The organism is Phocaeicola sp. RTP21198st1_B8_RTP21198_201120, assembly GCF_040929485.1.
Classification (GTDB): Bacteria; Bacteroidota; Bacteroidia; order Bacteroidales; family Bacteroidaceae; genus Phocaeicola; species Phocaeicola dorei.
This window is the reverse complement of record NZ_JBCOCI010000003.1, coordinates 13,647-39,364: the sequence shown is the minus strand read 5'-3', so window position 1 is coordinate 39,364 and position 25,718 is coordinate 13,647. Positions and strand designations below refer to the sequence as shown.

Sequence of the window (25,718 nt, the reverse complement as noted above, 5' to 3'; positions counted from 1 at the left end):
CCACGTGTTATTCAATGCGGAATTACGTTAACTTGAACCGGCGTAGTTCCGCATTATTCATCTTTGGCACACTACGCAAATGTTCCAAAGTTACTCCTTGAATGTGTGCCTGTACCGCCCTGTTTATCAGTCCATGTCCGACAGCCAACACCTGTTTTCCATCATATCGCTCTTTCAAGTAGTCCACAAAACGCCCCGCACGCTCATACAGCATCGCCTCCGTTTCCACATCTGCCGGAAAATGTCGCAAATCAACTTCTTTAATGGCAAGCCCCGTCCAGCTCCCCCAATCGATTTCACGCAACAAAACCATTTTCTCCCAAGGCAGGTTCCGACCTTCCACCGCGATACGGGCCGTATCCACACACCGCTTCAAATCACTACTGACCACTGCGTCCAAAGAGATGTCCCGCAAAGTATCACGCAGCGCTTCAGCCTGTGCTATTCCTTCAACAGTCAGCGTGCCCGGCATATGTCCTTGGAAAATACGGGTCATATTCTCTTCTGTCTGCCCGTGACGGGCTAAATATAAAGTTATCATCTTTTTTAATGCAAAGATAATGCTTACCAACCAAATTTACCCTAATTCTGTTGATGTCTTTGTCTGTCTCGTCGTTATACCTGATTACAAAAGTATTCTCCCCGTAGACTAAGGGCTTTCTTCCGCACAGCTAAGGCCTTTCATACGGCAACCTACTACAGACTCCGTCAGTGGACCGTACAGTCTATTACAGCAGACCCTACAGTCCACTACAATAGTTTATACAGTCCATTATCGGAGTCTGTAATAGGTTGCCGTATGAAAAAGCTTAATCATGCAATAAAAAAGACTTAGTACACAGGGAAGAAAGGCTTAAGGTGTTCATCATTTCAATCCTGTTATCCGATAGGACACAAAAACTTTTCACCTATTTTTAATAAAGCCTCAACAACTTAAACTGGTGATGATAAAGTAAAGAGCCGTTAGAAATATAAAATCATCCCCCTTTTATTGCAGATAATCAAAAAATAAATTACTTTTGTTTCACTTAAAACGAATCAATAAACAACTTAAATAACAGAACAGTATGATAGACGCAAAAACTTGCATCAACGACGCACAAGAGAAAATGGACATGGCCGTTATGTATTTGGAAGAGGCCTTAGCGCACATTCGTGCAGGAAAAGCCAGTACCCGGTTGCTGGACGGCATTCGTGTTGACTCTTATGGAAGCATGGTTCCCATCAGTAATGTAGCTGCCGTGACTACTCCCGATGCACGCAGTATCGCCATCAAGCCATGGGACAAAAGTATGTTCCGTATCATCGAAAAAGCTATCATGGACTCTGATCTGGGCATCACTCCCGAAAACAACGGTGAAATCATCCGTTTGGGTATTCCGCCATTGACAGAGGAACGCCGCAAGCAACTGGCCAAACAATGTAAAGGCGAAGGCGAAACCGCAAAAGTAAGTATACGCAACGCACGCCGTGACGCTATAGATACACTGAAAAAAGCTGTTAAAGAAGGTATGCCCGAAGACGAGCAAAAGAATGCGGAAGCCAAACTTCAGAAAGTACACGATAAATATATCGCGAAGATTGAAGAACTTCTGGCAGAGAAAGATAAAGAAATTATGACGGTTTAATGAAGAAACTTAAAATAATGAAGCAATAATAATGAAGAAGGAAGAATTGTCCTGCACAGCCTTGCTCTTGTCCGTGCGGTCCAATCCCTCTTTCTTCATTTTTCATCCTTCATTTTAATTTATGAAAGGACTAGTAATAAAAAACACAGGCAGCTGGTATCTTGTCAAAACAGAAGACGGACGTACCATCGAATGCAAGATCAAAGGAAATTTCCGTTTAAAAGGTATTCGGAGTACCAATCCCATTGCTGTAGGAGATTATGTACAAATCATTATCAACAATGAAGGAACCGCCTTCATCAGTGAGATAGAAGACCGCAAGAACTATATCATCCGGCGCGCCTCTAACCTTTCCAAACAATCGCACATACTGGCGGCCAATCTGGATCAATGTATGCTGATTGTTACAATTAATTATCCCGAAACCTCAACTATATTCATTGACCGTTTTCTAGCCACTGCAGAAGCATACCGTGTACCCGTCAAACTGATATTCAATAAAATAGACAGGTATAATGAGGATGATACACGCTATATGGATGCTCTGATAAACCTGTACACATACATCGGTTACCCTTGCTTCAAAGTTTCCGCACTGAACAACATAGGTACAGACGAAGTGAAAAAAGACCTGAAAGGAAAGGTCACTTTGCTTTCAGGCAACTCAGGAGTAGGGAAATCAACATTAATCAATGCTATTTTGCCTGAACAAACCTTGAAAACAGGTGAAATTTCCGATTACCATAACAAAGGAATGCATACCACAACCTTTTCCGAAATGTTCCCAGTAGACGGTGGTGGATACATCATCGACACTCCGGGTATCAAAGGTTTCGGAACATTTGATATGGAAGAAGAGGAAGTAGGACATTACTTTAAAGAAATATTTGAATATTCCGCTCAATGCAAGTATGGAAACTGCACCCACAGGCACGAGCCCGGATGCGCCGTACGCGATGCAGTGGAGAAACATCTAATCAGCGAGTCACGCTATACTTCTTACCTGAACATGTTGGAAGACAAGGAAGAAGGCAAGTATCGCGCCGCTTACTAAAAACCACAACTTTATGAAAAAACACCTCTTAGCTATTGCACTGTTTGCATTATGCACCACCGGGCTGAATGCCGCTTCTCCTAAAAAAGTGACTCCTGAAAAAAAAGGAGTAGAAACTATCAACCGTGCCACAGCCGAAGCACATATCGGCTTTCTGGCCTGTGACGAACTGGAAGGACGCGAAGCCGGATGGAAAGGTGGACGCATTGCAGGCAATTATATCATTTCCTGCCTGAAACAGATGGGAATAAAACCACTGCTAGCCGGAGATTATATACAACCCTTTGATGTATATCATGCTGAACGGCAAGTGAAAGGAAAACGCTGGCAAGTACATCCCGATTCTATTGCGGAACTGAAAAAAGTGGTACATCAAAAATTGGCATTACGTAATATCTTAGGTAAAATAGAAGGAAAGAATCCAAATGAAATTGTCATTATCGGCGCACATTACGACCACATAGGCTACGATCCTATGCTGGAAGGAGATCAGATTTATAACGGTGCAGATGATAATGCATCAGGCGTTCAAGCCGTATTACAGGTAGCCCGTGCCTTTCTTGCTACCGGTGAGCAACCGGAACGTACCGTTATCTTCGCCTTTTGGGATGGTGAGGAAAAGGGATTGCTGGGATCCCGTTATTTCGCCATGAACTATCCGGATATTAAGAAGGTAAAAGGCTATTTGAACTATGACATGATAGGACGTAACAACCGGGAGGACCAGCCCGATTATTTCGTTTACTTCTATACCGCAGCCCATCAGGCCTTCGGTGACTGGCTGAAAAAAGATATTGAAGATTACCGCTTGCAGCTATCTCCTGACTACCGGGCTTGGGACAATCCGGTGGGAGGCAGCGACAACGGCACGTTCGCCAAACTGGGAATACCTATTATATGGTATCACACTGATGCCCATCCCGATTATCACCTTCCGGGAGATGAAACACAGAAAATTAATTGGCTGAAGATAGTCGATATAACCAAAGCCTCTTTCCTTGCGATGTGGAAGCTGGCAAACGAAAAAAAATATTAAAAAAGAACGTGGCGTTTAAACTGAGCGCCACGTTTTTTTATCTAACCTTACATTAACGTATTTATTTAACCCATATAGAAAGGCACATGAACAAACGAATCAAATGGGGCATCATTATATTAATCGGAGCCGGCTTGGCCGGACTAGGCATCTATCAATTTACCCCTCACGAAAATGAAGAACTGACAGCCGCCGACGCGTTACCTAAAGAAAACAAGCAACGTACATTGAAAGTCAATGCACAAGTCATAAAACCACACTTGCTGACAGATGAAATATTGGTTACCGGACGCCTGGTTCCTGACGAAGAAGTGAGTTTGTCTTTTGAAACCTCCGGAAAGATCACCGATATTTTTTTCACAGAAGGCACATTGGTAAAACGAGGAGAATTACTTGCCAAAGTAAACGACCGGCAGTTACAGGCTCAATTAAAACGTCTGGAAGCACAAATACCTTTAGCCGAAGACCGTGTGTTCCGTCAAAACGCTCTGTTAAAACGAGATGCAGTCAGTAAAGAAGCATACGAACAGGTAAAAACCGAACTTGCCACCCTTAACGCCGATATCGAAAATATCAAGGCCAATATTGACATGACCGAACTCCGCGCACCATTCGACGGTATCATCGGATTGAGACAGGTCAGTACAGGAGCATACGCCTCCCCTACCACTGTAGTAGCCAAACTGACCAAAGTGACCCCATTGAAAGTAGAGTTCGCTGTACCGGAACGTTATGCCCGGGAAATAAAAAAAGGGACTAATCTGGAGTTCAAAGTAGAAGGAAAACTGGATACCTATCATGCACAGGTTTATGCAACCGAATCCAGTATAGATATGGAAACCCATTCATTGAACATCCGTGCCATCTACCCCAACCGCAACGGCGAACTGCTGGCAGGCAGATATGCAGATATTCAATTAAAACAAAAAGAAATAGAAGACGCGATAGCGATTCCATCCGAAGCTATTGTCCCCGAAATGGGTAAAAATAAAGTATTTGTTTATCGTAGCGGAGTTGCAGACCCTGTAGATGTTATTATAGGACTCCGTACCGAAGCCGAAGTACAGATTGTACGAGGATTGTCTGTGGGTGATACCATCCTGACATCGGGTACACTGCAATTACGTAAGGGAATGCCTGTGGAACTTCAGGCCATTAACTAACAACTAAAAAAATACTTTTATGAATATTTCCGAACTTAGTATCCGTAGGCCTGTGCTTGCCACCGTGCTTACCATCATCATATTACTTTTCGGACTGATCGGTTACAATACATTGGGAGTCCGCGAATATCCTTCGGTAGATAATCCGATCATCTCTGTTACCTGTAGTTACTCGGGTGCCAATGCCGATGTAATCGAGAATCAGATAACCGAGCCTTTGGAACAAAACATCAACGGTATTCCGGGAATCCGTTCTTTGTCCAGTGTCAGCCAACAAGGACAATGCCGTATCACAGTGGAATTTGAATTATCCGTCGATTTGGAAACTGCCGCCAATGACGTACGTGACAAAGTGTCCCGCGCACAACGTTACCTGCCACGCGACTGTGACCCTCCTACTGTATCCAAGGCTGATGCCGATGCAACGCCTATCCTGATGGTAGCTATCCAAAGTGACAGCCGCTCTCTGTTGGAACTGAGTGAAATAGCAGACTTGACCGTAAAAGAACAACTGCAAACCATTTCGGATGTAAGCAGCGTATCTATTTGGGGAGAAAAACGTTACTCCATGCGCTTATGGCTCGACCCCACCAAGATGGCAGGGTATGGCATTACTCCGGTAGATGTAAAGAACGCGATAACCAATGAAAATATAGAACTCCCTTCGGGCAGCATTGAAGGTAATACCGTAGAATTGACCTTACGCACCATGGGACAAATGCACACCGCTAAAGAATTCAATAACATCATATTAAAAGAAGTAGGCGGAAGAGTTGTCCGTTTCAGCGATATCGGTTACGCCGAACTAGGTCCGGCAGATATCAAGAGTTATATGAAAATGAACGGAGTGCCGATGGTAGGTGTCGTTGTCATTCCACAACCCGGTGCCAACCATATCGAAATCGCCGATGCCGTATACCAGCGTATGGAGCAGATGAAGAAGGATTTGCCCGACGATGTGAAATACAGCTATGGCTTTGATAACACTAAGTTTATCCGCGCTTCTATTGATGAAGTAAAAAGTACGGTGTATGAAGCGTTCGTACTGGTTATCATCATCATTTTCCTGTTCTTGCGCGATTGGCGCGTGACACTGATTCCCTGCATCGTTATTCCGGTTTCATTGATCGGAGCTTTCTTTGTGATGTACATAGCAGGTTTCTCCATCAATGTGCTGACCATGCTGGCGGTGGTATTGTCTGTAGGTTTGGTAGTGGATGACGCCATCGTTATGACAGAGAATATCTATATCCGCATAGAACGAGGTATGCGTCCGTTCGAAGCAGGAATAGAAGGGGCAAAAGAAATTTTCTTCGCTGTTATCTCCACCACTATCACCCTGGTGGCAGTGTTCTTGCCCATCGTATTTATGGAAGGAACCAGCGGACGTTTATTCCGTGAGTTCAGTTTCGTTGTGGCAGGTTCGGTCATCATTTCTTCCTTTGCCGCATTAACGTTCACCCCTATGCTGGCAACCAAGTTATTGATTAAACGGGAAAAACAGGGATGGTTCTACCAAAAGACAGAGCCTTTCTTTGAAGGTATGAACCGCATATATGCCCGTTCACTGAATGCTTTTCTTAAAAGACGCATATGGGCAATACCTGTTACAGTGATTATGTTGATAGCCATCGGAGTACTTTGGGGCCAAATACCCGCTGAAATGGCTCCTATGGAGGACCGTTCGCAAATAAGTATCAATACACGTGCAGCTGAAGGAGCCAGCTATGAATACATCCGTGATTATACGGAAGATATCAACAATCTGGTAGATTCTATTATACCCGATGCAGAATCAGTAACCGCACGCGTTTCCAGTGGCAGTGGAAATATACGTATCACATTGAAAGATATCAAAGATCGTGATTATACCCAGATGGAAGTTGCCGAACGTATTTCACAGGCCATCCGCAATAAAACGAAAGCACGTGCCTTTGTGCAACAACAGTCTTCTTTCGGCGGGCGGAGAGGAAGTATGCCCGTACAATATGTACTACAAGCTGTCAGTATAGAAAAACTGGAGAAAGTATTACCGGATTTTTTAAGCAAAGTATATGATAACCCTACTTTCCAGATGGCGGACGTGGACCTGAAGTTCAGCAGCCCGGAAATGAGAGTGAATATTAACCGTGATAAGGCAGGCACAATGGGAGCCACTGTGCGTGATATAGCCGAAACACTGCAATACGGTCTCAGCGGACAACGTATGGGCTATTTTTATATGAATGGAAAACAATATGAGATTTTGGGCCAGATAAACCGCCAACAACGTAATACACCGGCCAATATCAAATCTATTTACATACGAAGCGACAAAGGGGAAATGATTCAATTGGACAATCTGGTAGAATTTGTAGAATCCGTAGCTCCTCCTAAATTATACCACTACAACCGTTTTATTTCCGCTACCGTATCTGCCGGACTAGCAGATGGAAAGACCATCGGACAAGGTTTGGAAGAAATGGATAAAATCGCCGCCCAGACTTTGGACGAAACCTTCCGTACCGCCTTGTCGGGAGACTCCAAAGACTATCGGGAAAGTTCATCCAGCCTGATGTTTGCTTTCATTCTGGCATTGATACTTATCTATCTTATTCTGGCAGCACAGTTCGAAAGTTTCAAGGATCCTTTCATTATCATGCTTACCGTTCCGCTAGCCATTGCAGGAGCACTGATTTTCATGTATGCCGGAGGTATCACGATGAACATATTCAGCCAAATCGGCATTATCATGTTGATAGGTCTAGTGGCAAAGAATGGTATTTTGATTGTGGAATTCGCCAATCAGAAGCAGGAGGGCGGAGAAAACAAGATGCAGGCCATCCGGGATGCCGCTTTGCAACGCTTGCGCCCTATTCTCATGACAAGTGCCTCTACCGTATTAGGTTTGATTCCACTGGCATTCGCAACAGGAGAAGGCGCCAATCAACGTATCGCCATGGGTACGGCTGTTGTGGGAGGAATGTTAGTATCTACTTTCCTGACCATGTATATCGTACCGGCTATTTATAGTTATATATCTACCAACCGAAACGTTAAAACAGAAATTGTATGAAACGAATCATTATAACTTTATGTATCTGCACCGCATGGGTGGCTTCCACCTATGCGCAATATCCTTATACGCTGAAAAAATGTCTGGAGGAAGGGCTTGCAAACAATTATTCCATACGTATCACCCGTAATGAAGAACAAATCAGCCATAACAATGCCACATTAGCAAATGCCGGTTATCTGCCAACTGTTGATTTGTCTGCCGGATATACAGGAACGTTGGACAATACGGATACCAAAAGCAGAAGTACAGGCACTACAGCCAGTGAACGAAACATCTACGACCAAACCTTAAAGGCCGGGCTGGATGTAAACTGGACTCTGTTCGACGGATTCAATATCAGCACCACCTACAAAAAACTTAAGGAATTGGAACACCAGGGAGAAACCAACACGCGTATCACCCTTGAAGATTTCATAGCGGGACTCACTGCCGAATACTATAATTATGTACAACAGGAAATCCGTCTGAAGAACTTCCTTTACGCTGTGTCTTTATCCAAAGAACGCCTGCGCATTGTAGAAGAACGATACCATATCGGTAATTTTTCCCGGCTGGATTATCAACAAGCCAAAGTGGACTTCAATGCAGACAGTGCACAATATATGAAACAACAAGAACTGGTGGTTACCTCACGTATCAACCTGAACGAGTTAATGGCTGTACAGGAAGTCAACCGGCCGCTACGTGTCAATGACTCTATCATAACAGTGAATGACGCGCTGAATTATGATGAATTATGGGAATCCACCCTTAAGACGAATGCCAACCTGCTGAAAGCTGATCAAAATACAACAATTGCCCAATTGGATTACCGTCAGGTTCTATCCCGTAATTATCCCTATGTGAAATTGAACGCCGGTTATGGCTATACATTCAACAAATATGAAACAAACGCCACCAGCCGGAGAAGCAATTGGGGACTAAACGGAGGAATTACCGTAGGCATTAACCTATGGGATGGTAACCGTCGCCGTGAAAAGCGCAATGCCAGCCTGCAAATACGTAACTCGCAACTGGAAAGAGAACAACTGGAATTGGGTTTGAAAGCAGATTTAAGCAATCTGTGGCAAGCCTATCGCAATAATTTACGTTTATTAAATTTGGAACGCCAAAATCTGGTTGCCGCCCGTGAAAACCATGAAATAGCCAAAGAACGTTATCTGCTGGGAGATCTCTCCGGTATCGAGATGCGTGAAGCCCAAAAGAGTCTGCTTGATGCGGAAGAACGTATTTTATCTGCTGAATATAACACCAAAGTCTGTGAAATTTCCCTGCTCCAACTAAGTGGAAGAATAACGAAATATCTTGAATAATCGTTATAGCCTTTACTTATAGCTTGTAATTCATAGCAGTTATCCGTACCTTTGCACACAATTATCACTAAGTACGTTGTAAAAAGATATGGGATTATTTATCAAGAAACCTTTTGCTGCATTACAAGCCGAAGCCTATGAGTCTGGAAACAAGACCCTGAAAAGAGTCTTGGGACCATGGAGTTTAATCGCATTAGGAGTAGGTGTTATCATCGGTGCCGGATTATTTTCCATCACCGGAACAGTGGCCGCAGGATACACAGGTCCTGCCATTACTTTATCTTTTGCCATAGCGGCAATCGGTTGTTGTTTTGCCGGTTTATGCTATGCTGAATTTGCTTCCATGATACCTGTAGCAGGTAGTGCTTATACATACTCATATGCTACAATGGGCGAACTTATAGCATGGATTATCGGCTGGGATCTAGTATTGGAATATACTGTTGCCGCTACTACCGTCAGTATCAGTTGGAGCAGATATCTCGTTGTTTTTTTGGAAGGAGTGGGGATCAATATACCCCATGCATTTGCTGCTTGTCCCTGGGACGGAGGTATTGTGAATATACCGGCCGCACTGATTGTAGTGCTGATGAGTATTTTTCTGATTCGTGGAACAGAAGGAAGTTCTATTTTTAACGGCTTCATTGTATTCCTGAAGGTGGCAGTGATTCTTATTTTCGTTGTATTAGGATGGAAATACATTAATGCAGAGAATTATGTTCCTTATATCCCTGCCAATACAGGTACTTTAGGCGAGTTCGGATTCTCGGGCGTATTGCGTGGAGCAGCGATTGTATTTTTCGCCTTTCTTGGTTTTGACGCCGTAAGTACAGCCGCTCAGGAAACAAAAAATCCGAAGCGGGATATGCCCGTCGGCATTCTAGGTTCCCTGCTGATTTGCACCATTCTTTATATGGTATTTGCTTACGTAATGACGGGAGTTGCCCATTATTCTGACTTTGCAGGACAACAAGGTATCGCACCTGTTGCCGTAGCGATTGACCACATGGGACATGCAGATGCCACAGGAGTAATTCATCCGGATTATCCGTGGTTGAACCGGGCCATCGTACTGGCTATCCTGTTTGGTTACTGCTCGGTTATTATGGTAACTTTGCTAGGACAAAGCCGTGTATTTCTAAGTATGAGCCGCGACGGACTGTTGCCTCCTTTCTTTTCAAAGATTCACGAGAAATACCGGACACCGGCACACAGTAATTTGTTATTCATGGCCATTGTAGGAGGGCTGGCAGCATTTGTTCCGGCACGTGTAGCCGGAGAAATGACCAGTATAGGTACCTTATTCGCCTTCACATTGGTTTGCGCGGCAGTATTGATCGTGCGCAAAAGTATGCCTGACGTACATCGTGCCTTTAAAACTCCTTTTGTTCCCACGGTACCGATTCTAGGCATCCTTACCTGCCTTTGTATGATGTTGTTTCTTCCGGCTGATACTTGGATCCGATTGGTATTATGGATGCTGATAGGTCTGGATGTTTATGCCTGCTACGGAGTAAAACACAGCAAGCTAGAGCATAATGTAAAACGACGCAAAGGACTCACCATATTGAATATGGCAGGAATCGCCCTGTCTGTACTTTCAGTTATTACAGGATTATGGCATCAACAGACTGTAGGCTGGGAGGAAGACAAGACATTGCTCGCTATTTCGTTCGTCTTTGCGTTCACACATTGTGCATTCTATATGGTACGTATCTGGAAACAGACATCCGAAAAGAAGAAGTAAGCGTTTTCTACACGCTATCTGCTTCCATAACTTTCATTCACTGTAAGGGGTAAATTCAATCACCCCCTACCGTGAATAAAGTTATCATAATTTCATACCCATCAGTTCTGAACCCATAATCAAGCCTTATAACCTATGAAAGTCTTAAGTTATCCATAGTAGAAAGAACATTTAAAAAACTTCTTCAAAAATGTTTTTAGCTACTACCACAGTATTTCCTTCAGGAATTGAGGAATAGAATCCTGTTTCTTTAGTCCATGCTTCTTCCAAGGTATAAAAATCAAGTTCCTCCGGTTGCTTTCCATCCAGGACACAAGCTAAATAATCAAAATAAGCCTTCCATCTCATAAAATAAAAATCTTTCAAAATGCCATTCCATTCTTTATGAGCATAATCACGAAGTCCGCCTTGATCTGCCGCTACACGATTTCCCCATGTAGTAATCTGAACACGTGCATTCCATTCGTATAATGCTTTTTCTTCCTGGGTCTGTCCTGCTGAACGTGCCGCTTCAATCCAAATTCCAACCTTGAATTCTTTCCGGGTACCCAGCAAGTGGTCTTGCAATAGAATAAGATGCAGAAAATGCTGTGAAGCCAACTCAAATACTTGCTTGTCTCCTGCCCGGAACGCAGCCGTTACCACTTTTTGCATCAAACGCCCCTTTTCTGCCAATGCCTGCCGTAGCACATCCACCAAATCGAACTCAAAATTATTATTACCCTGATATTTATCAGCCACAGAAACCATCAGTCGGGCAGCCTCTATCACATCCTGCGGATTATAGTATTCTTTCATCTCCGACCAACTGGATACCTGATATACATCCAACCCCGGACGAGCACAGAATACAGACTCATGCGTTCCCTGTTGTATCTTCTCCTTGGGACTATTATAAATACCGTTACCTAGTAAATCCCAAGCTTGTTGCAAAGCCTCATCCTCTACCCCATAACGAGCATATACATATCCTTTCAACCACTCATCACGAGTAAACCGATGCTCACGCCATGGCAACTCCATCACCAGCTCATACATAACCGGGTTGTTCTCAATACCTTCCGGAGTCATCCCTACTCCACACAACGTCTTTCCGGCATGGTTATCTGTTTTCGCATCATAAAAACCATTAATTAGCGCGTCCATTTTACCATGCAATCCTATATTACCACCAAAATTCAAAAGCATACAATACACCCACCCATGTTGTCCATATCCCCCTTTGCGACACCATTCTGATGCCGGATCCCCCCATTGCGGACGGCATTCGCTGTGCAAATCCAAGACTAATAAATCTCCTGCTTCCAAATGTTCTATCATCGAAGTACGAGGGTTGTCTTGCCATGCCTGAGCCACCCACACAGCATCCGGATTTGTTTTTTTCATGGCTTTCATGATGGCTTTACCGGCTGCATCCAAATTTACTCCTTGAGTACTTCCCCCTTCATGAAACGGATCAATAGCGTAAAAACCAGTTTTTCCATACAGTTTTGTCAGTTCTTTATAATACAAAGCAGAGATTTCTTCAAAGCGTTCATCCTCCGGCTGTAAAAAGGCAGGACGATGATAGCTGCACCAAAATCCGGGATCAGCAACATTCAATCCTAATTTCTCCTTTGCATTATGGGGAACCATGCCGCAATATCCCGGCAACACAGGTTCGATGCCATATTCACGCATTCTTTTTACGATCTTCTTCTGAAGTTTCTCCTGGCGGATGTACCAGCTTTCAGGATTAGGTCCTCCCCACCCTTCCAGATTATTCATCAACCACCAAGCTGTAAAACCCGGTCCGGCTACAAACTCATTAATTTCATCCTTAGTATATCCTAGTTTTAGAAGTACATTTCTCCAAACCGACTCAGTCCCTGTCAATGCCAGGGAAAGATTGATACCATGAAGCGCCATCCAATCTATCTCCTTTTCCCAACGCTCCCAGTCCCAAAAAGCCATGGAGTAAGAGAAAGTACAATAATTCAGATCATAACGATAGGGCAGATCCGTTTCATGCCGTTCCTTTTTAGTCACAGGGGGCAAAACAGCAGGCAGTTTTGCAGTCATTCCATTCCAAGAAAGATGTATGCCTGCATAATATTTCAAATACCAATTCAATCCAGTAGCAATATTTACATAATCATTACCCCGGATAATTACTTTATCACCTTTCTGATCGAGTTCAAAAAAATCGGTCCCCGATTTCTGACGTTCGATAATAAATTTGGAGGAAGCTCCTTTGTCGATGCGCTCTAATAATCCTGTAACAGGAGAAGAAAATAAGTTGCTTGTCACCCATAACAGCACAAACAACAATCGTAGTTTTTTCATCATATTATTAAGGTAACGGATAACACCAATTAAATAAAAAACAGAACAGCCCCCTCTCCTTTAAAGGGAGGAAGGCCGTATTAGTATTATTACGAAATAATTAATTATTTACAATTTCCAAGGCAACGCGGCTTCAACTGCTTGAAGAAGTCATTACCTTTATCGTCCACTAAAATGAATGCCGGAAAATCTTCCACTTCTATTTTCCAAATAGCTTCCATACCCAATTCCGGATATTCCACACACTCAATGCTCTTGATATTATTCTGAGCAAGGATAGCAGCCGGACCACCAATAGAGCCCAGATAGAAACCGCCATACTTCTTACAAGCATCCGTTACCTGCTGGCTACGATTACCTTTTGCCAACATTATCATGCTACCACCATGTGACTGGAACAAATCCACATACGGATCCATACGTCCTGCCGTAGTGGGCCCCATAGAACCACAAGCCATACCTTCCGGAGTTTTTGCCGGACCGGCGTAATAGATAGGATGATCTTTGATATACTGCGGCAAATCTTCGCCACGATCCAAACGTTCTTTCAATTTAGCATGAGCAATATCGCGACCTACAATAATAGTTCCGTTCAATGACAGACGGGTAGCTACCGGATATTTGGTCAATTCTTTCAGAATATCCGCCATAGGTTGGTTCAGGTCAATCTTAACCACATCTCCTTCACCTGCTTCACGAAGTGCTGCCGGAATCAGTTCACCCGGTTTATCATCCATCTTTTCAATCCAGATACCGTCTTTATTGATCTTACATTTTATATTACGGTCAGCAGAACAGGAAACACCCAGACCGATAGGACAAGAAGCACCGTGACGGGGCAAGCGGATGATGCGGACATCGTGAGCCATATACTTACCGCCGAACTGTGCACCCAAACCAATCTTATAAGCTTCTTCCAATACTTGTTTTTCCAGTTCCACATCGCGGAAAGCACGCCCGTATTCATTACCGGTAGTAGGCAGCTCGTCGTAATAGTGAGTGGAAGCTAACTTAACAGTCAGCAAGTTCTTCTCTGCTGATGTACCACCGATTACAAATGCAATATGATAAGGGGGACAAGCGGCCGTACCCAAAGTCTTCATTTTCTCAACGAGGAAAGGAACCAATGTAGCCGGATTCAATACAGCTTTCGTTTCCTGATATAAATAGGTTTTGTTCGCCGACCCCCCCCCTTTAGTCACACAAAGGAACTTGTATTCCATACCCTCAGTAGCTTCCAAATCAATTTGTGCAGGCAGGTTGCATTTGGTGTTCACCTCATCGTACATAGTCAAAGGAGCATTCTGAGAATAACGAAGATTTTCTTCCGTATAAGTCTTATAAACTCCCAAGGAAAGGGCTTCTTCATCACAATAGCCGGTCCATACCTGCTGACCTTTCTCACCATGGATAATAGCAGTACCCGTATCTTGACAAAGAGGTAATTTGCCTTTAGCTGAAACTTCTGCATTACGCAAGAAAGTCAATGCTACATATTTATCGTTATCACTGGCTTCGGGATCACTCAGAATCTTAGCAACCTGTTCATTGTGTGAACGGCGAAGCAAAAAAGAAACATCACGGAAAGCAGCGTTAGCCATAGCAGTCAGACCTTCTTTTTCAATTTTCAAGATAGGTTTTCCTTCAAACTCACTTACTGACACATAATCTTTAGTCAGCAAATAATACTCGGTTTTATCAGGTCCCAACGGGAACATGTGCTGATAGTGGAACGGAGGTGTTGCCATATTGATACTTATTTTTAGTTAAAAGTTATTAGTGTGACAAAGGTAGTAACTATTATCGAAATTTTTCCTTAATTAGCGTGAAAACTTTCAAGGAATGTCCTTACCTTTGCCAACTCATTAAAATAACATCGCATTATACATGAAAAAATTAGGCAAATTATTATTTATTACTTCATTACTGTTATGCTTTCTCATCCCTCGAGGATGGACACAAACCCAAGCAAAAAACCAACCGGACAGTATCGAACTCAAACTGAAGGAAATCTACACGAAACGAGAAGTCATGATTCCCATGCGTGACGGAATCAAGCTTTACACCGCTGTCTACGAACCGAAAGACAACAGCAGGCAGCATCCTATCCTGATGCACCGCAGCCCTTACTCTTGTTCCCCATACGGAGAAGGATTTGACCGTCATTTCAGGACTAATCTGAAAAACTATATAGAGCACCGATATATTATCGTCTTCCAAGATGTACGTGGACGGCATAAGAGTGAAGGGATATTTATCCAAGTACGCCCTCTCAACAAAAACAAAAAGGGTAAGAAAGATAAAAAGAATATAGACGAAGCTACGGACACATACGATACCATAGAATGGTTGATTCACAACACATATAATAACGGAAATGTAGGAACATGGGGAATCAGTTATGATGGTTTCTATGCCACTATGACAGCTTCCTCCAATCATCCGGCTTTGAAAGCTGTTTCTCCGCAAGCTCCCGTCACCGACTGGTTCCGTGGAGATGACCGTCATCACAACGGAGCCTTCACCCTGCTGCAAACCACTAATTTCCTTCCCAGACTGGAAGGACGCCACATAGGGAAAGGAGTGATGAACCAAATTGTAAAGAATGATGTTTACACAGATTTTTTGACACTCGGTACCTTTAAGAACGTGGACGACTTGGTACGTGATACTACACAGACATTGTGGAATGATATCAAAAACCACCCTGATTTCGATGATTTCTGGAAAGAGCGCGACGCACGTACCTCCTGTTATAACTTGAAGCCCGCCATATTGGTGGTAGGTGGACTGTATGACTCCGAAGACTGTTACGGAGCTTGGAATCTTTATAAAGCCATCAAAGAGCAATCACCGGATACAGATTTATATCTGACATTCGGTCCTTGGTGGCATGGAGCCTGGACAGTACGCGGGTTCCAAGGTTTCGGTAATCTGTATTTCGGCAAAAGCACTTCGGCTTATTACATGGACAATATAGAATATCCTTTTTTCCGATATTTCCTGGAAGGAAAGGGAGAAAAGCCCAAACATAAAGTAAATATATTCCATACAGGTGAAAACGAATGGAAAACATACGACGAATGGCCTGTACAAAAAACTACTGGCATACCTTATTATATACATAAAAACGGATCAGTATCCACACAAGCACCGGCAGAACAAGAGTCTTATTCAGAATATATTTCAGATATGTCACGTCCGGTACCCTATACGGCAAACCCTACCACTTACCGGACAAAAGAATTCATGGTAGATGACCAACGCTTTGCCACTTCACGTCCCGATGTCATTACTTTCATGACGGAGCCGCTATGTGATACATTGACACTGGCCGGCCCTATAGAAGTGGAATTAATGACTGCCATTAGTAGTACTGACGCTGATTTTATGGTGAAAGTAATTGATGTATATCCTGAAAAATTTGAATATTCCAAAACTGCACGCAATTATTTAAAGAGTGACTATCCAATGAGTGGGTACCAGCTGATGATTCGTGGCGAATTGTTCAGAGGACGCTTCCGTAAGGGATTCGACAATCCCCTGCCTTTCAAACCGGAAGAAATAACTCCGGTTAATTACACACTGTATGATGTGGCACACACATTCCTACCGGGACACAGACTGATGATTCAAATTCAAAGCTCTTGGTTCCCCATTATTGACCGCAATCCACAAAAATTTATTGATACCTATCATTGTACGGTAGAAGATTTTGTGATGAAACAAAAAATCAAAATTTATCATCAGCAAGGAGCTGCAAGCAGAGTTATACTACCTGTGGTAAAAAAATAAAAAAGGGAGTGTCCAAGCTCAAATGTCATCCAATAGCAAGAGCCGTATAACTACTCCAGCGTTCATACGGCTCTTTTATATATAACTACCATCTGTAACTTTTCCGAATGTTCATCTTAGTTTGAATACTCTCATCAAAAATATCATATAGAAGCAATCCGTTCTATCAACTCGTTACCTAACGCTGTTTTCGCTTCAATATGCTGCAACACCGCTGTCACAAACGGATTACTTTCAAATACCCCACGCACTTGTTCAAAATCCTGCTCCATTTCTTCACGTGATCCATCTGCACCGAACCCCGTCATAGCAGACAAAGAAAATTCCTTTTTCGCATCGGCATAGACCATTTTATCCAATCCGACAACAGCCTCCTGCCACTTCTTCACGATAGCAATAACATCCTTTGCCGTTATTTCATCGGAACGCAGATTATAAAACTCAAGCATCTTCTCGTACGCCCATGTCCACTCGTATGTATAATAATTACGATGCATCTCAACAAAACGGTCATGAATCTGATCCACATTAGTCAGAATTCCAGATTCTATATCTGCCATCAACTTCTCTATCTCACTTTTAGGAGCGATCAATCCGGAAATATCCACCCATTCTCCTGTCCCTATCTCTGTATCAGGAATCAACCGGGCACGGATTTCCTCATCACTGTTAAAACGAACTTCTTCCAAACGCTTGATTAATGAATTACCCAAAAATTTATGAATAGCCGTTTCATAAAAACGAATGCCATTATTTAAAGAAGAATTCTTAATTTTCGCACTTTGGTAAGAGTAAGTTTCTGAGGTTTCTCCGGATACTTTACGTAATTCCTTCAGAATACTACGCCCTTTCATCATTTTCTGAATAGTATAAGGACTCAACAGGTTATAATTAATTTGATCCAAACGGTTCGGATCTTTACGTTTGTCACGTTTAGGCCACTTTTGAGCATCTCGAATCGTACCTACACTCCGCAAATTTACCCCCGGCACCAAATAAGTGGTATTTTGCTGCTCTATCAGATAAGAAAAAGGCAGATTAGAAGTATCGGCATGGTTCACATGACGCCCCATAACCAAAGAAAATGCACCTACACGTGCGGGCCATAAAATATAAGAATCGGAAGTAGTCTTCGCCCCACGCTCCATAGCTCCCTGATGAATCGGACCTAACTTATACATATGGTTGCTTTGATTAGAGCCGGAACCCGCATTCATAAAAGAGAACATTCCGGCAATCAGCAAAGTAGACTTATGATGAGTCACCGTAAAGGGTCCGGCAAAAATGGCACATGCCTCACCGTTCTCTTCTTGACAATTACTAAAAAACAAAGAATCAGATGCAGAATAGTTATGTCCCAAATGACATGCCTGGCTGATAAAGCAACGGGTCAACATAGTTCCATCTTCCACATTAGAACCGCTTGATATAATAAAATCATCGCATACCACTCCATAGCCGATATGAATAGGCGCCTGCTCATTACTGTTCAAGCTGCCGTTTTTCAATCGTCCCGCCCCTTCTATCTTACAATAATCACCTATTCGTACATTCTTTATATATCCCGCATCAACAATAGTAACATGCTGGCCAATAGTACCTGTATCCGAAGCATTCTCTTCAGCATACTGGTCAATAATGGCTTTCATCCGACAAATCAATTCAGGACGATGACGATACAATGCCAAAATATAGGCCTGATGCGCTGACAGACGATCATGAATAGGCACTTCACGTCCACCCGTTTCATTCAATACAGCTACTTCAACGCCATTTCCAAACTTGCTCCAGCCATCTACCAGAATAATATCTACATTCTCTATAAATGCATAATCCCCAATTATATAGTTGGCTATATAGTTTTTTATATTCTCAATACAACAATTATCGCCCACCGTTACATTATGCAAAGTCGCATGATACAATCCGGAATGTTTACGCATGCCACCCGCCAACATAAACTCGTCTTCAAAAACTCCCAATCTGACCCTTCCAGAAAAACGGGTATGACAAATATAGTCCGTCTTAAAGTTCTCTACTACTTCAATTTCAGCCCAATCAACCGCAGTGCATGATCTCTCTTTTAATTGTTGTATTTCTTCTTGTGTAAGTGAACGATAAGTTTTCATTTTCTATATGTATTTATTCTTCATCATAGGTTTGATAAAGAAAATCGTTATAAGGATACTTCTGTACGTGTAGCTCGCGTACCTTATTATATATAATAGTCTTCAATTCATCCATATTTATTTTCTCTCTAGCAGAAATGAAGATACAATTATCATTCAATTTCGCCATCCATGTCTTCATCAGTTCTTCCAATGTAATATTTTCCCTGGTTTTAGGAGTCAAATCATCCTCTGCTTTCTCTACATAGGTATAAGCATCTACCTTGTTAAAAACAATCATGGTAGGCTTTCCACCTGCCTCCAAATCAGCAATCGTTTTATCAACCACAGAAATTTGTTCCTCAAAATCCGGATGAGAAATATCCACCACATGAATCAGCAGATCCGCTTCACGTACTTCGTCCAAAGTTGATTTAAAGGAATCAACCAAATCCGTTGGTAATTTACGGATAAATCCTACGGTATCTGTAAGCAGAAATGGCAGATTCTCAATAATCACTTTGCGTACTGTGGTGTCCAATGTTGCAAAAAGTTTATTTTCAGCAAAGACCTCGCTTTTTGAAAGCAAATTCATTAAAGTAGATTTTCCCACATTAGTATACCCTACCAAAGCTACACGTATCATACGTCCGCGGTTTTTACGTTGAGTGGACTTCTGTTTATCAATTTCAGCCAACCGCTCTTTCAACAATGACATACGATTCAAAATAATACGACGGTCCATTTCCAACTGAGTTTCACCCGGACCACGTAATCCCACAGAGCCTTTACCTCCACCGGCACCAGATCCACCTCCCTGACGTTCCAAGTGAGTCCATAAACGTTGCAGACGAGGCAACATATACTTGTATTGGGCCAATTCCACTTGTGTTTTAGCATTTGCTGTTTGAGCCCGCATGGCAAAAATATCCAGAATCAGCGAAGTACGATCCAAGATCTTCACTTTCAGTTCAGCTTCTATATTACGTATCTGTTTAGCAGAAAGTTCATCATCAAAAATCACCATTCCGACTTCACGCTCATTTTCCTCTTCCTGATGAATATATTCCTTGATTTCTTCCAGCTTTCCTTTACCGACATAAGTCACGGAATTGGCAGCAGGCAGTTTCTGAGTAAACCTTTTCACCACTGTTGCCCCAGCCGTTTCGGCCAAGAACTCCAACTCATCCAAATACTCCTTGGTCTTACGCTCATCTTGTGTCTGAGTAATCAAACCAACTAAAATGGCAGTTTCAACCTGTGCTTCAGAAATTACAAATTCTTTCATTTATCTATCAATCTAAATAAGTTCGCGACAAATATAACAAAAAAAGAGGATGAACGTTGAACGTCATCCTCTTTTTTATTACAGTTATTCCCTATAGTTGTGGTTGTGGAGCCGCCGGATTGTTATCAGTATCACTGATTCCGGAATTGGTTTCCATTTCACATTGCGGAATCCGGTAGATCAGGATTTGTGCTTCTGCAGCTGAATTATATTGTACAGACGGGTCATAATTCGTATTCTTACGAATCACCGGCTTTTTCAAGCGCAGGATATCGAACAGTGAGAAACCTTCTCCCCAAAGCTCCATACGACGCTGCAACCAAACCTCATCCTGAAAATCCTGTGCCGAATTAGCTTTACTTGTAAAGGAAGGGTCCCGATATGTTCGTACAAAATTTTCCAATGTACTCTTTCCGCCACTCAAATTACCACCCATGGCTTCTGCCTCAGCTTTTATCAGATACATTTCTTCAACACGCATCAAAGGCCAGTCTGATGCATTGGTTGTGTTACCAAATATACTTTGATAAGCTCCGAACTTTGTATTTACATACGGAGTCAAACCAAAATATTCAACGATGGAAGTACCCTCAATCTGTTCATTATCAATCAATGAAGATTTATTATCCGGAGACAAAAACCATTGTTTACGAATATCTGTTTCGGGTATTAAATCATATAATGCAGAGTTCACCTTTCTATATCCATCGGGCACTCCTGAAGTATAACCGTTTCCGGTAAAAGAACACAAGTGCGAAGGCCAGTTGATAATACCAGTCTGGACAACATCATTATCAGGCGTAATCATCACTCCCCATAACCATGAACTTGCCGATGCCGAATTAAAGGTAGGAGTAGACACCTGAGCTAAAGTCTGAGGTGTACCGCCAGCGATGGCACGTTCTGCATCTTTAGCTGCATCCGCCCATTTTTGCATTAACAGATTAGCACGAGCACGCAATCCGTAAACTACCGTCTCATCAATCTGATCTTTGTTTGAGCCATTATCATACCCGGCCAATAAATCAGCAGCCGTATTCAGGTCACTCATAATTTGGTCATACACCTGCTGTACAGTTGCACGCGGATTATTCTGCATATCTTCATCAGTCATTGTTTCTGTAACAATAGGTACTGCCAGACTATTTTCATGACCTGCATAAGTAAACTGATAGATTTGAACCAAGTTCAGATAGTCATAAGCACGAGCAGCTAAAGCTTGCCCACGATAAACCTTCAAAGAAGAATCTTCCGTATCTGCCGCTATCAATTTCAGTACATTGTTTGCAGCTTTCAAGTGATTATAGAACGTTTTCCAAATCAATTCATCGCTTGAACTATCGTATACTCTGTCACTATAATTCTGAGATGTATTAAACCAATTATATCCATTAACCAATGCAACCAAGTCCTGCCCTCCTGATTCCAATATCATAGATACCGCAGGAATACCATAATCATTATGATAAGTAGTGGCATCATCTGAAATCGTACCAAAAGTATTTAATTTGGCTGCCATAGCATTCACTTCAGCAGTTATCAAATTAGGTCTGCCATTGATTATATCTTCTTTCTGTTCTTCAGATATGTAATCTCCTTCAGGGAATTTATCCAAATCGCAAGATGCCATTAATAAAGCGACACTTGCAAATGCTATATATTTATTTGACAATTTCATATTCTTAAAAATAGGTTGCTAAATTAGAAATTTAAAGATATACCTCCGGAAATTGTGCGGATAGGTGAATACACATTGTCAGCAGCCACATAACCTTGACGTGGATCCAGCCCTTTGCGAGCTGTCAGCAAAGCCACATTATCTGCAACAAAGAAAACACGAACACCGTCAATCTGCATTTTACGTGTCAGACTCTTTGGCAGAGTATAACCCAATGTAATATTCTGCAAACTTAAATAGTCCGAACTAGTCAAGAAACGATCTGTTAATCTGTTCGTATATTGGTCATTAATATTCATACGAGGAACATCCGTATTTTTATTTTCAGGAGTCCATGCTTTTAACATATCTTTATGCAAAGCACTACCTGTAGCTGCTACGTCCATTAATCCTTGGTAAGTATAGTCCAAAATACGTCCACCAAGCTGATATGCAAACGAAACAGAGAGATCAAAGCCATAGGCTGTGACACTTGTTCCAAAACCACCATAAACTTTAGGTAGAATATCACCTGATGCGAATCTGTTTTCAGAAGCGACAGAATAAGATTTTGTAACTGTATTACCATTCTCATCCGGAGTCACCAGCGCCCACAGACTCTCTCCTGTCTCAGAATCCACACCTACATATTTAGGTAAATAAAGCTGGTACATAGACTCGTCTTCACGATAAATCCGACCACCATCAATCAATTGTCCATTCAGTTCAGGAGATAATTCCAAGACTTTATTCTTAAAATGTGTAAGATTAAAGTTTATATTCCAGGAAAAGTTCTTGTTTTCAATTATATTGGAATACAAATCCAATTCAACCCCACGGTTTACCATTGAACCCACATTCTCGGGATAGCGGGAATAACCCATTGAAGCTGCTACCGGTTTGAAATAAAGCATATCAGTTGTTTTACGTGAGAAGTACTCAACAGAACCACCTAACTTACCACCCCAAAAAGCAAAATCAAATCCAGTATTAAAGCTATGTGAAGTTTCCCAAGTAATATCCTTATTACCTTTATAATATAAAGAAGTTGAAAAATCACCATTACTGTTTGCCAATGTATACTGGTCTTGATACGGATAGTAGTTACGGTACAAACCACCTTGGAACATCAAGTTATCATTACCTTGCAAACCATAGCTAATTTTAAATTTCAACATATCAATCCAAGACTGGTTTTCCAAGAATCTCTCTTTGCTCAATAACCATCCTGCTCCTACAGACCAGAAGTTACCCCAACGATTATCCGGGTGAAAGCAAGAAGAAGCATCACGACGGAAAGAAGCTGAAACAAAATACCGTCCATCATAGTCATATTGCGCACGGAACAACCATCCTTCTGTTGCATAATTACGAGAATATGAATTATTGCTCTGGTTCATAATACCATTGCCTAATTCAGGAACATTCGGATCGTACAATTTCTCACGTTGTCCGTACAAATATTGATATTTATAGTCATAACTTTCATGTCCGGCCAAAATATCCACATTATGAACATCATTAAATGTTTTGTTGTATGTCAACAAATACTGCTGATTTACACTAAATGTACGCTCAGTAGCTACACTGATCAAACCTCCGACTCCGCTAGTTTCGGAATACTGTCCGTAGAAGGGGTTAACCATATTTGTAGAACGCACATTATTTACATCAACACCTATATTCACTTTTGCCTTGATTCCATTCCATATATCAATATCAGCAGACCATTTTCCACTAACCACATCACCAGAATATTTCATTTTATCCAACATATAACTTGCCAACGGATTTGCATTAGGAATAGTATTACGGCTACCATTCGAATCTTGTCCTTGCTTTCCATAATCATAACGAAGGAAACCTCGATTATCTACCATAATATTGCCCTGTGCATCACGAACATACATAGGATAAATAGCTCCCATAATATTTGACGCATAAAAGATATTTGCATTTGAGGTACCACCCTCAGTATCCTGTTCACGGCTATCATAATGAGTAAATGATACATTTCCTCCCATTTTCAACCAAGGCTTCACTTGATAGTCAGCTTTCAAACGTGCAGAATAACGTTGAAAACCAGAGTTAGGAACAATTCCCTTATCATCCAAATAGCTGGCCGACATATAATAATTCATTTTTTCGGTCGCACCGCTAATACTTAAATTATACTCTTGGCGCAGATTATTTTCAAAAATTTCATCCGACCAATTATCCGGAATATAATAATATGTACCATCAGAATAACCTAATGTCGCACTAGGATTCAATTTGCCATCCATACCGATCAGTTGCTGTCCTTGAGGAATGGAATACACCTGATATCCCAAATATGTAGAAGAAAGCATCGCTTGATTAGCGTACGCATTAGCTTTAGCCAAGTCTCCGGCTGCCGCATATCCTTTCAAATCAGCATTATAGATAGAAGAATAGTTTAATTCATAGAATGTAGCCGGATCCGTAATTGTTTCATAATTAGGTACTCCACGTTTATTTATACCCCATTTAGCATCAAAAGTAACACGGGCTTCCCCACTCTTACCACGCTTGGTAGTAATCAAAATTACACCATTGGCACCACGTGCACCATACAGAGCGTTAGAAGCAGCATCTTTCAACACTGTCATCGATTCTATATCAGAAGTGCTGATAGCAGAAATTTCACCATCATACGGAACTCCGTCTACCACATACAAAGGTTTGTTACTAGCCGATATAGATCCAATACCACGAATACGCACCTCAGCATCTTTGCCCGGCTGACCATTATTACTCGTAGTTTGCACTCCGGCTACTTGACCTGCCAAAGCATTTGTCACATTTGAAGTTTGTCTCGTCGCTATTTTTTCATTTTTTATAGTGGCAGCCGAACCTGTAAATGCAGATTTTTTCGCCGTACCATAAGCCACCACCATTACCTCTTCAAGCTGTTCTGTATCAGACTTTAATACAATATTCAAGTTTGCTTTGACTGCCACTTCTTGTGTAGCCATTCCGATAAAGGAAACTACCAAAGTCTTTGCAGAACTAACAAGACACAGAAAGTGCTTATAATCAAAAGATTAAAATTTATCGATTCTCTTTATTTACTCTGCGGGAATTACTTTAAACAAAGTTATGATAACCTTTTTTTCTACTTTTGTTCTACCTCAAAATTACTTTATACGATAAAAAAGTCTAATTGTGATAAATCTCATTATAATGATTGTATTATAATAAGATTATAATTTTTTTGCAAAAAAAATGCATGAAATAATGAAAGAGGAAATCCAAATTGGAATTTAGAAATGGGAGAGAGCAAAAAACGTCTGTTACTTTGGACGAAATACTTAGCTATCTAGGAAAAGCAGACAAAATCTGCCTAGTAGCGATTGACTAATTTCAAGTTATCGCTCAATATCCGGGAAAGAACGTTAAAGCCATTTTGAGCATCTATATATAACATTGTACAATGTCCATTTATATATTTATGTTCACAATGTCATATGACGGGAGAAATTTTTATAAGTCTTCCGGCTTTTTTATCAAAGTACTATGATTTTG

At 41.8% G+C, this 25,718-nt stretch carries 15 protein-coding genes; 8 read left to right on the top strand and 7 right to left on the bottom strand.

From position 1 onward, the window contains the following. Positions 1-22: 22 nt before the first annotated feature. The gene (locus tag AB5935_RS02685; RefSeq protein WP_007836370.1) at positions 23-541 is read right to left on the bottom strand and encodes a histidine phosphatase family protein; all 519 of its coding nucleotides are present in this window, start codon (positions 539-541) and stop codon (positions 23-25) included. A 526-nt stretch (positions 542-1,067) separates the two neighbouring features. Between AB5935_RS02685 and frr the strand changes: the two genes are divergently transcribed. From frr to AB5935_RS02650, 7 genes are all read left to right on the top strand, one after another. Then, positions 1,068-1,628, top strand: coding sequence for a ribosome recycling factor (gene frr, locus AB5935_RS02680; RefSeq protein WP_005839846.1), 561 nt, complete (start codon positions 1,068-1,070; stop codon positions 1,626-1,628). A 121-nt stretch (positions 1,629-1,749) separates the two neighbouring features. After that, positions 1,750-2,682 carry a ribosome small subunit-dependent GTPase A gene (gene rsgA, locus AB5935_RS02675; RefSeq protein ID WP_007836371.1) on the top strand — a complete coding sequence of 311 codons (933 nt, stop codon included), beginning with the start codon at positions 1,750-1,752 and terminating at the stop codon, positions 2,680-2,682. Between the two features lie 13 nt (positions 2,683-2,695). Then, entirely contained in the window at positions 2,696-3,718 is a 1,023-nt protein-coding gene (locus AB5935_RS02670) for a M28 family metallopeptidase (protein WP_007836372.1), read from the top strand. An 86-nt stretch (positions 3,719-3,804) separates the two neighbouring features. Further along, positions 3,805-4,881: an efflux RND transporter periplasmic adaptor subunit gene (locus AB5935_RS02665; protein WP_007840643.1), complete on the top strand. Its 1,077-nt coding sequence runs from the start codon at positions 3,805-3,807 to the stop codon at positions 4,879-4,881. A gap of 19 nt (positions 4,882-4,900) precedes the next feature. Next, entirely contained in the window at positions 4,901-7,936 is a 3,036-nt protein-coding gene (locus AB5935_RS02660) for an efflux RND transporter permease subunit (RefSeq protein WP_007840641.1), read from the top strand. Beyond that, positions 7,933-9,252: a TolC family protein gene (locus tag AB5935_RS02655; RefSeq protein ID WP_007836385.1), complete on the top strand. Its 1,320-nt coding sequence runs from the start codon at positions 7,933-7,935 to the stop codon at positions 9,250-9,252. The genes AB5935_RS02660 and AB5935_RS02655 overlap by 4 nt, the downstream gene beginning before the upstream one ends. Positions 9,253-9,340: 88 nt before the next feature. After that, complete coding sequence (locus AB5935_RS02650) at positions 9,341-10,999, top strand: amino acid permease (protein WP_007840639.1); 1,659 nt, start codon at positions 9,341-9,343, stop codon at positions 10,997-10,999. Between the two features lie 171 nt (positions 11,000-11,170). Here the strand turns inward: AB5935_RS02650 and AB5935_RS02645 are convergent, their stop codons facing one another. Both AB5935_RS02645 and AB5935_RS02640 read right to left on the bottom strand, forming a co-directional pair. Continuing rightward, positions 11,171-13,327 carry an alpha-N-acetylglucosaminidase gene (locus tag AB5935_RS02645; protein WP_120053236.1) on the bottom strand — a complete coding sequence of 719 codons (2,157 nt, stop codon included), beginning with the start codon at positions 13,325-13,327 and terminating at the stop codon, positions 11,171-11,173. Between the two features lie 101 nt (positions 13,328-13,428). Continuing rightward, positions 13,429-15,072 (bottom strand): fumarate hydratase, encoded by a 1,644-nt coding sequence (locus AB5935_RS02640; RefSeq protein WP_007840635.1) that lies wholly within the window; start codon positions 15,070-15,072, stop codon positions 13,429-13,431. Positions 15,073-15,211: 139 nt separating this feature from the next. Between AB5935_RS02640 and AB5935_RS02635 the strand changes: the two genes are divergently transcribed. Continuing rightward, positions 15,212-17,119: a CocE/NonD family hydrolase gene (locus AB5935_RS02635; protein WP_007840633.1), complete on the top strand. Its 1,908-nt coding sequence runs from the start codon at positions 15,212-15,214 to the stop codon at positions 17,117-17,119. Positions 17,120-17,262: 143 nt separating this feature from the next. On the opposite strand, the gene AB5935_RS02630 is transcribed toward AB5935_RS02635, so the two are convergent. From AB5935_RS02630 to AB5935_RS02615, 4 genes are all read right to left on the bottom strand, one after another. After that, positions 17,263-19,248: a DUF4954 family protein gene (locus AB5935_RS02630; protein ID WP_007836397.1), complete on the bottom strand. Its 1,986-nt coding sequence runs from the start codon at positions 19,246-19,248 to the stop codon at positions 17,263-17,265. Positions 19,249-19,261: 13 nt separating this feature from the next. Then, the gene (gene hflX, locus AB5935_RS02625; RefSeq protein WP_007856181.1) at positions 19,262-20,515 is read right to left on the bottom strand and encodes a GTPase HflX; all 1,254 of its coding nucleotides are present in this window, start codon (positions 20,513-20,515) and stop codon (positions 19,262-19,264) included. 91 nt (positions 20,516-20,606) lie between these two features. After that, the gene (locus AB5935_RS02620) at positions 20,607-22,193 is read right to left on the bottom strand and encodes a RagB/SusD family nutrient uptake outer membrane protein (protein WP_007836399.1); all 1,587 of its coding nucleotides are present in this window, start codon (positions 22,191-22,193) and stop codon (positions 20,607-20,609) included. A gap of 23 nt (positions 22,194-22,216) precedes the next feature. Continuing rightward, entirely contained in the window at positions 22,217-25,216 is a 3,000-nt protein-coding gene (locus AB5935_RS02615; protein WP_080549534.1) for a SusC/RagA family TonB-linked outer membrane protein, read from the bottom strand. Positions 25,217-25,718 lie beyond the last annotated feature (502 nt).

Excerpts from the sequence above, each read along its gene's own strand:
- AB5935_RS02685 (WP_007836370.1), bottom strand. The coding sequence starts at position 541 with ATGATAACTTTATATTTAGCCCGTCACGGGCAGACAGAAGAGAATATG.
- AB5935_RS02655 (WP_007836385.1), top strand. The coding sequence starts at position 7,933 with ATGAAACGAATCATTATAACTTTATGTATCTGCACCGCATGGGTGGCT.
- hflX (WP_007856181.1), bottom strand. The coding sequence starts at position 20,515 with ATGAAAGAATTTGTAATTTCTGAAGCACAGGTTGAAACTGCCATTTTA.
- AB5935_RS02670 (WP_007836372.1), top strand. The coding sequence starts at position 2,696 with ATGAAAAAACACCTCTTAGCTATTGCACTGTTTGCATTATGCACCACC.
- AB5935_RS02665 (WP_007840643.1), top strand. The coding sequence starts at position 3,805 with ATGAACAAACGAATCAAATGGGGCATCATTATATTAATCGGAGCCGGC.
- AB5935_RS02635 (WP_007840633.1), top strand. The coding sequence starts at position 15,212 with ATGAAAAAATTAGGCAAATTATTATTTATTACTTCATTACTGTTATGC.
- AB5935_RS02660 (WP_007840641.1), top strand. The coding sequence starts at position 4,901 with ATGAATATTTCCGAACTTAGTATCCGTAGGCCTGTGCTTGCCACCGTG.
- frr (WP_005839846.1), top strand. The coding sequence starts at position 1,068 with ATGATAGACGCAAAAACTTGCATCAACGACGCACAAGAGAAAATGGAC.
- AB5935_RS02630 (WP_007836397.1), bottom strand. The coding sequence starts at position 19,248 with ATGAAAACTTATCGTTCACTTACACAAGAAGAAATACAACAATTAAAA.
- AB5935_RS02650 (WP_007840639.1), top strand. The coding sequence starts at position 9,341 with ATGGGATTATTTATCAAGAAACCTTTTGCTGCATTACAAGCCGAAGCC.
- AB5935_RS02620 (WP_007836399.1), bottom strand. The coding sequence starts at position 22,193 with ATGAAATTGTCAAATAAATATATAGCATTTGCAAGTGTCGCTTTATTA.
- AB5935_RS02645 (WP_120053236.1), bottom strand. The coding sequence starts at position 13,327 with ATGATGAAAAAACTACGATTGTTGTTTGTGCTGTTATGGGTGACAAGC.
- AB5935_RS02640 (WP_007840635.1), bottom strand. The coding sequence starts at position 15,072 with ATGGCAACACCTCCGTTCCACTATCAGCACATGTTCCCGTTGGGACCT.
- rsgA (WP_007836371.1), top strand. The coding sequence starts at position 1,750 with ATGAAAGGACTAGTAATAAAAAACACAGGCAGCTGGTATCTTGTCAAA.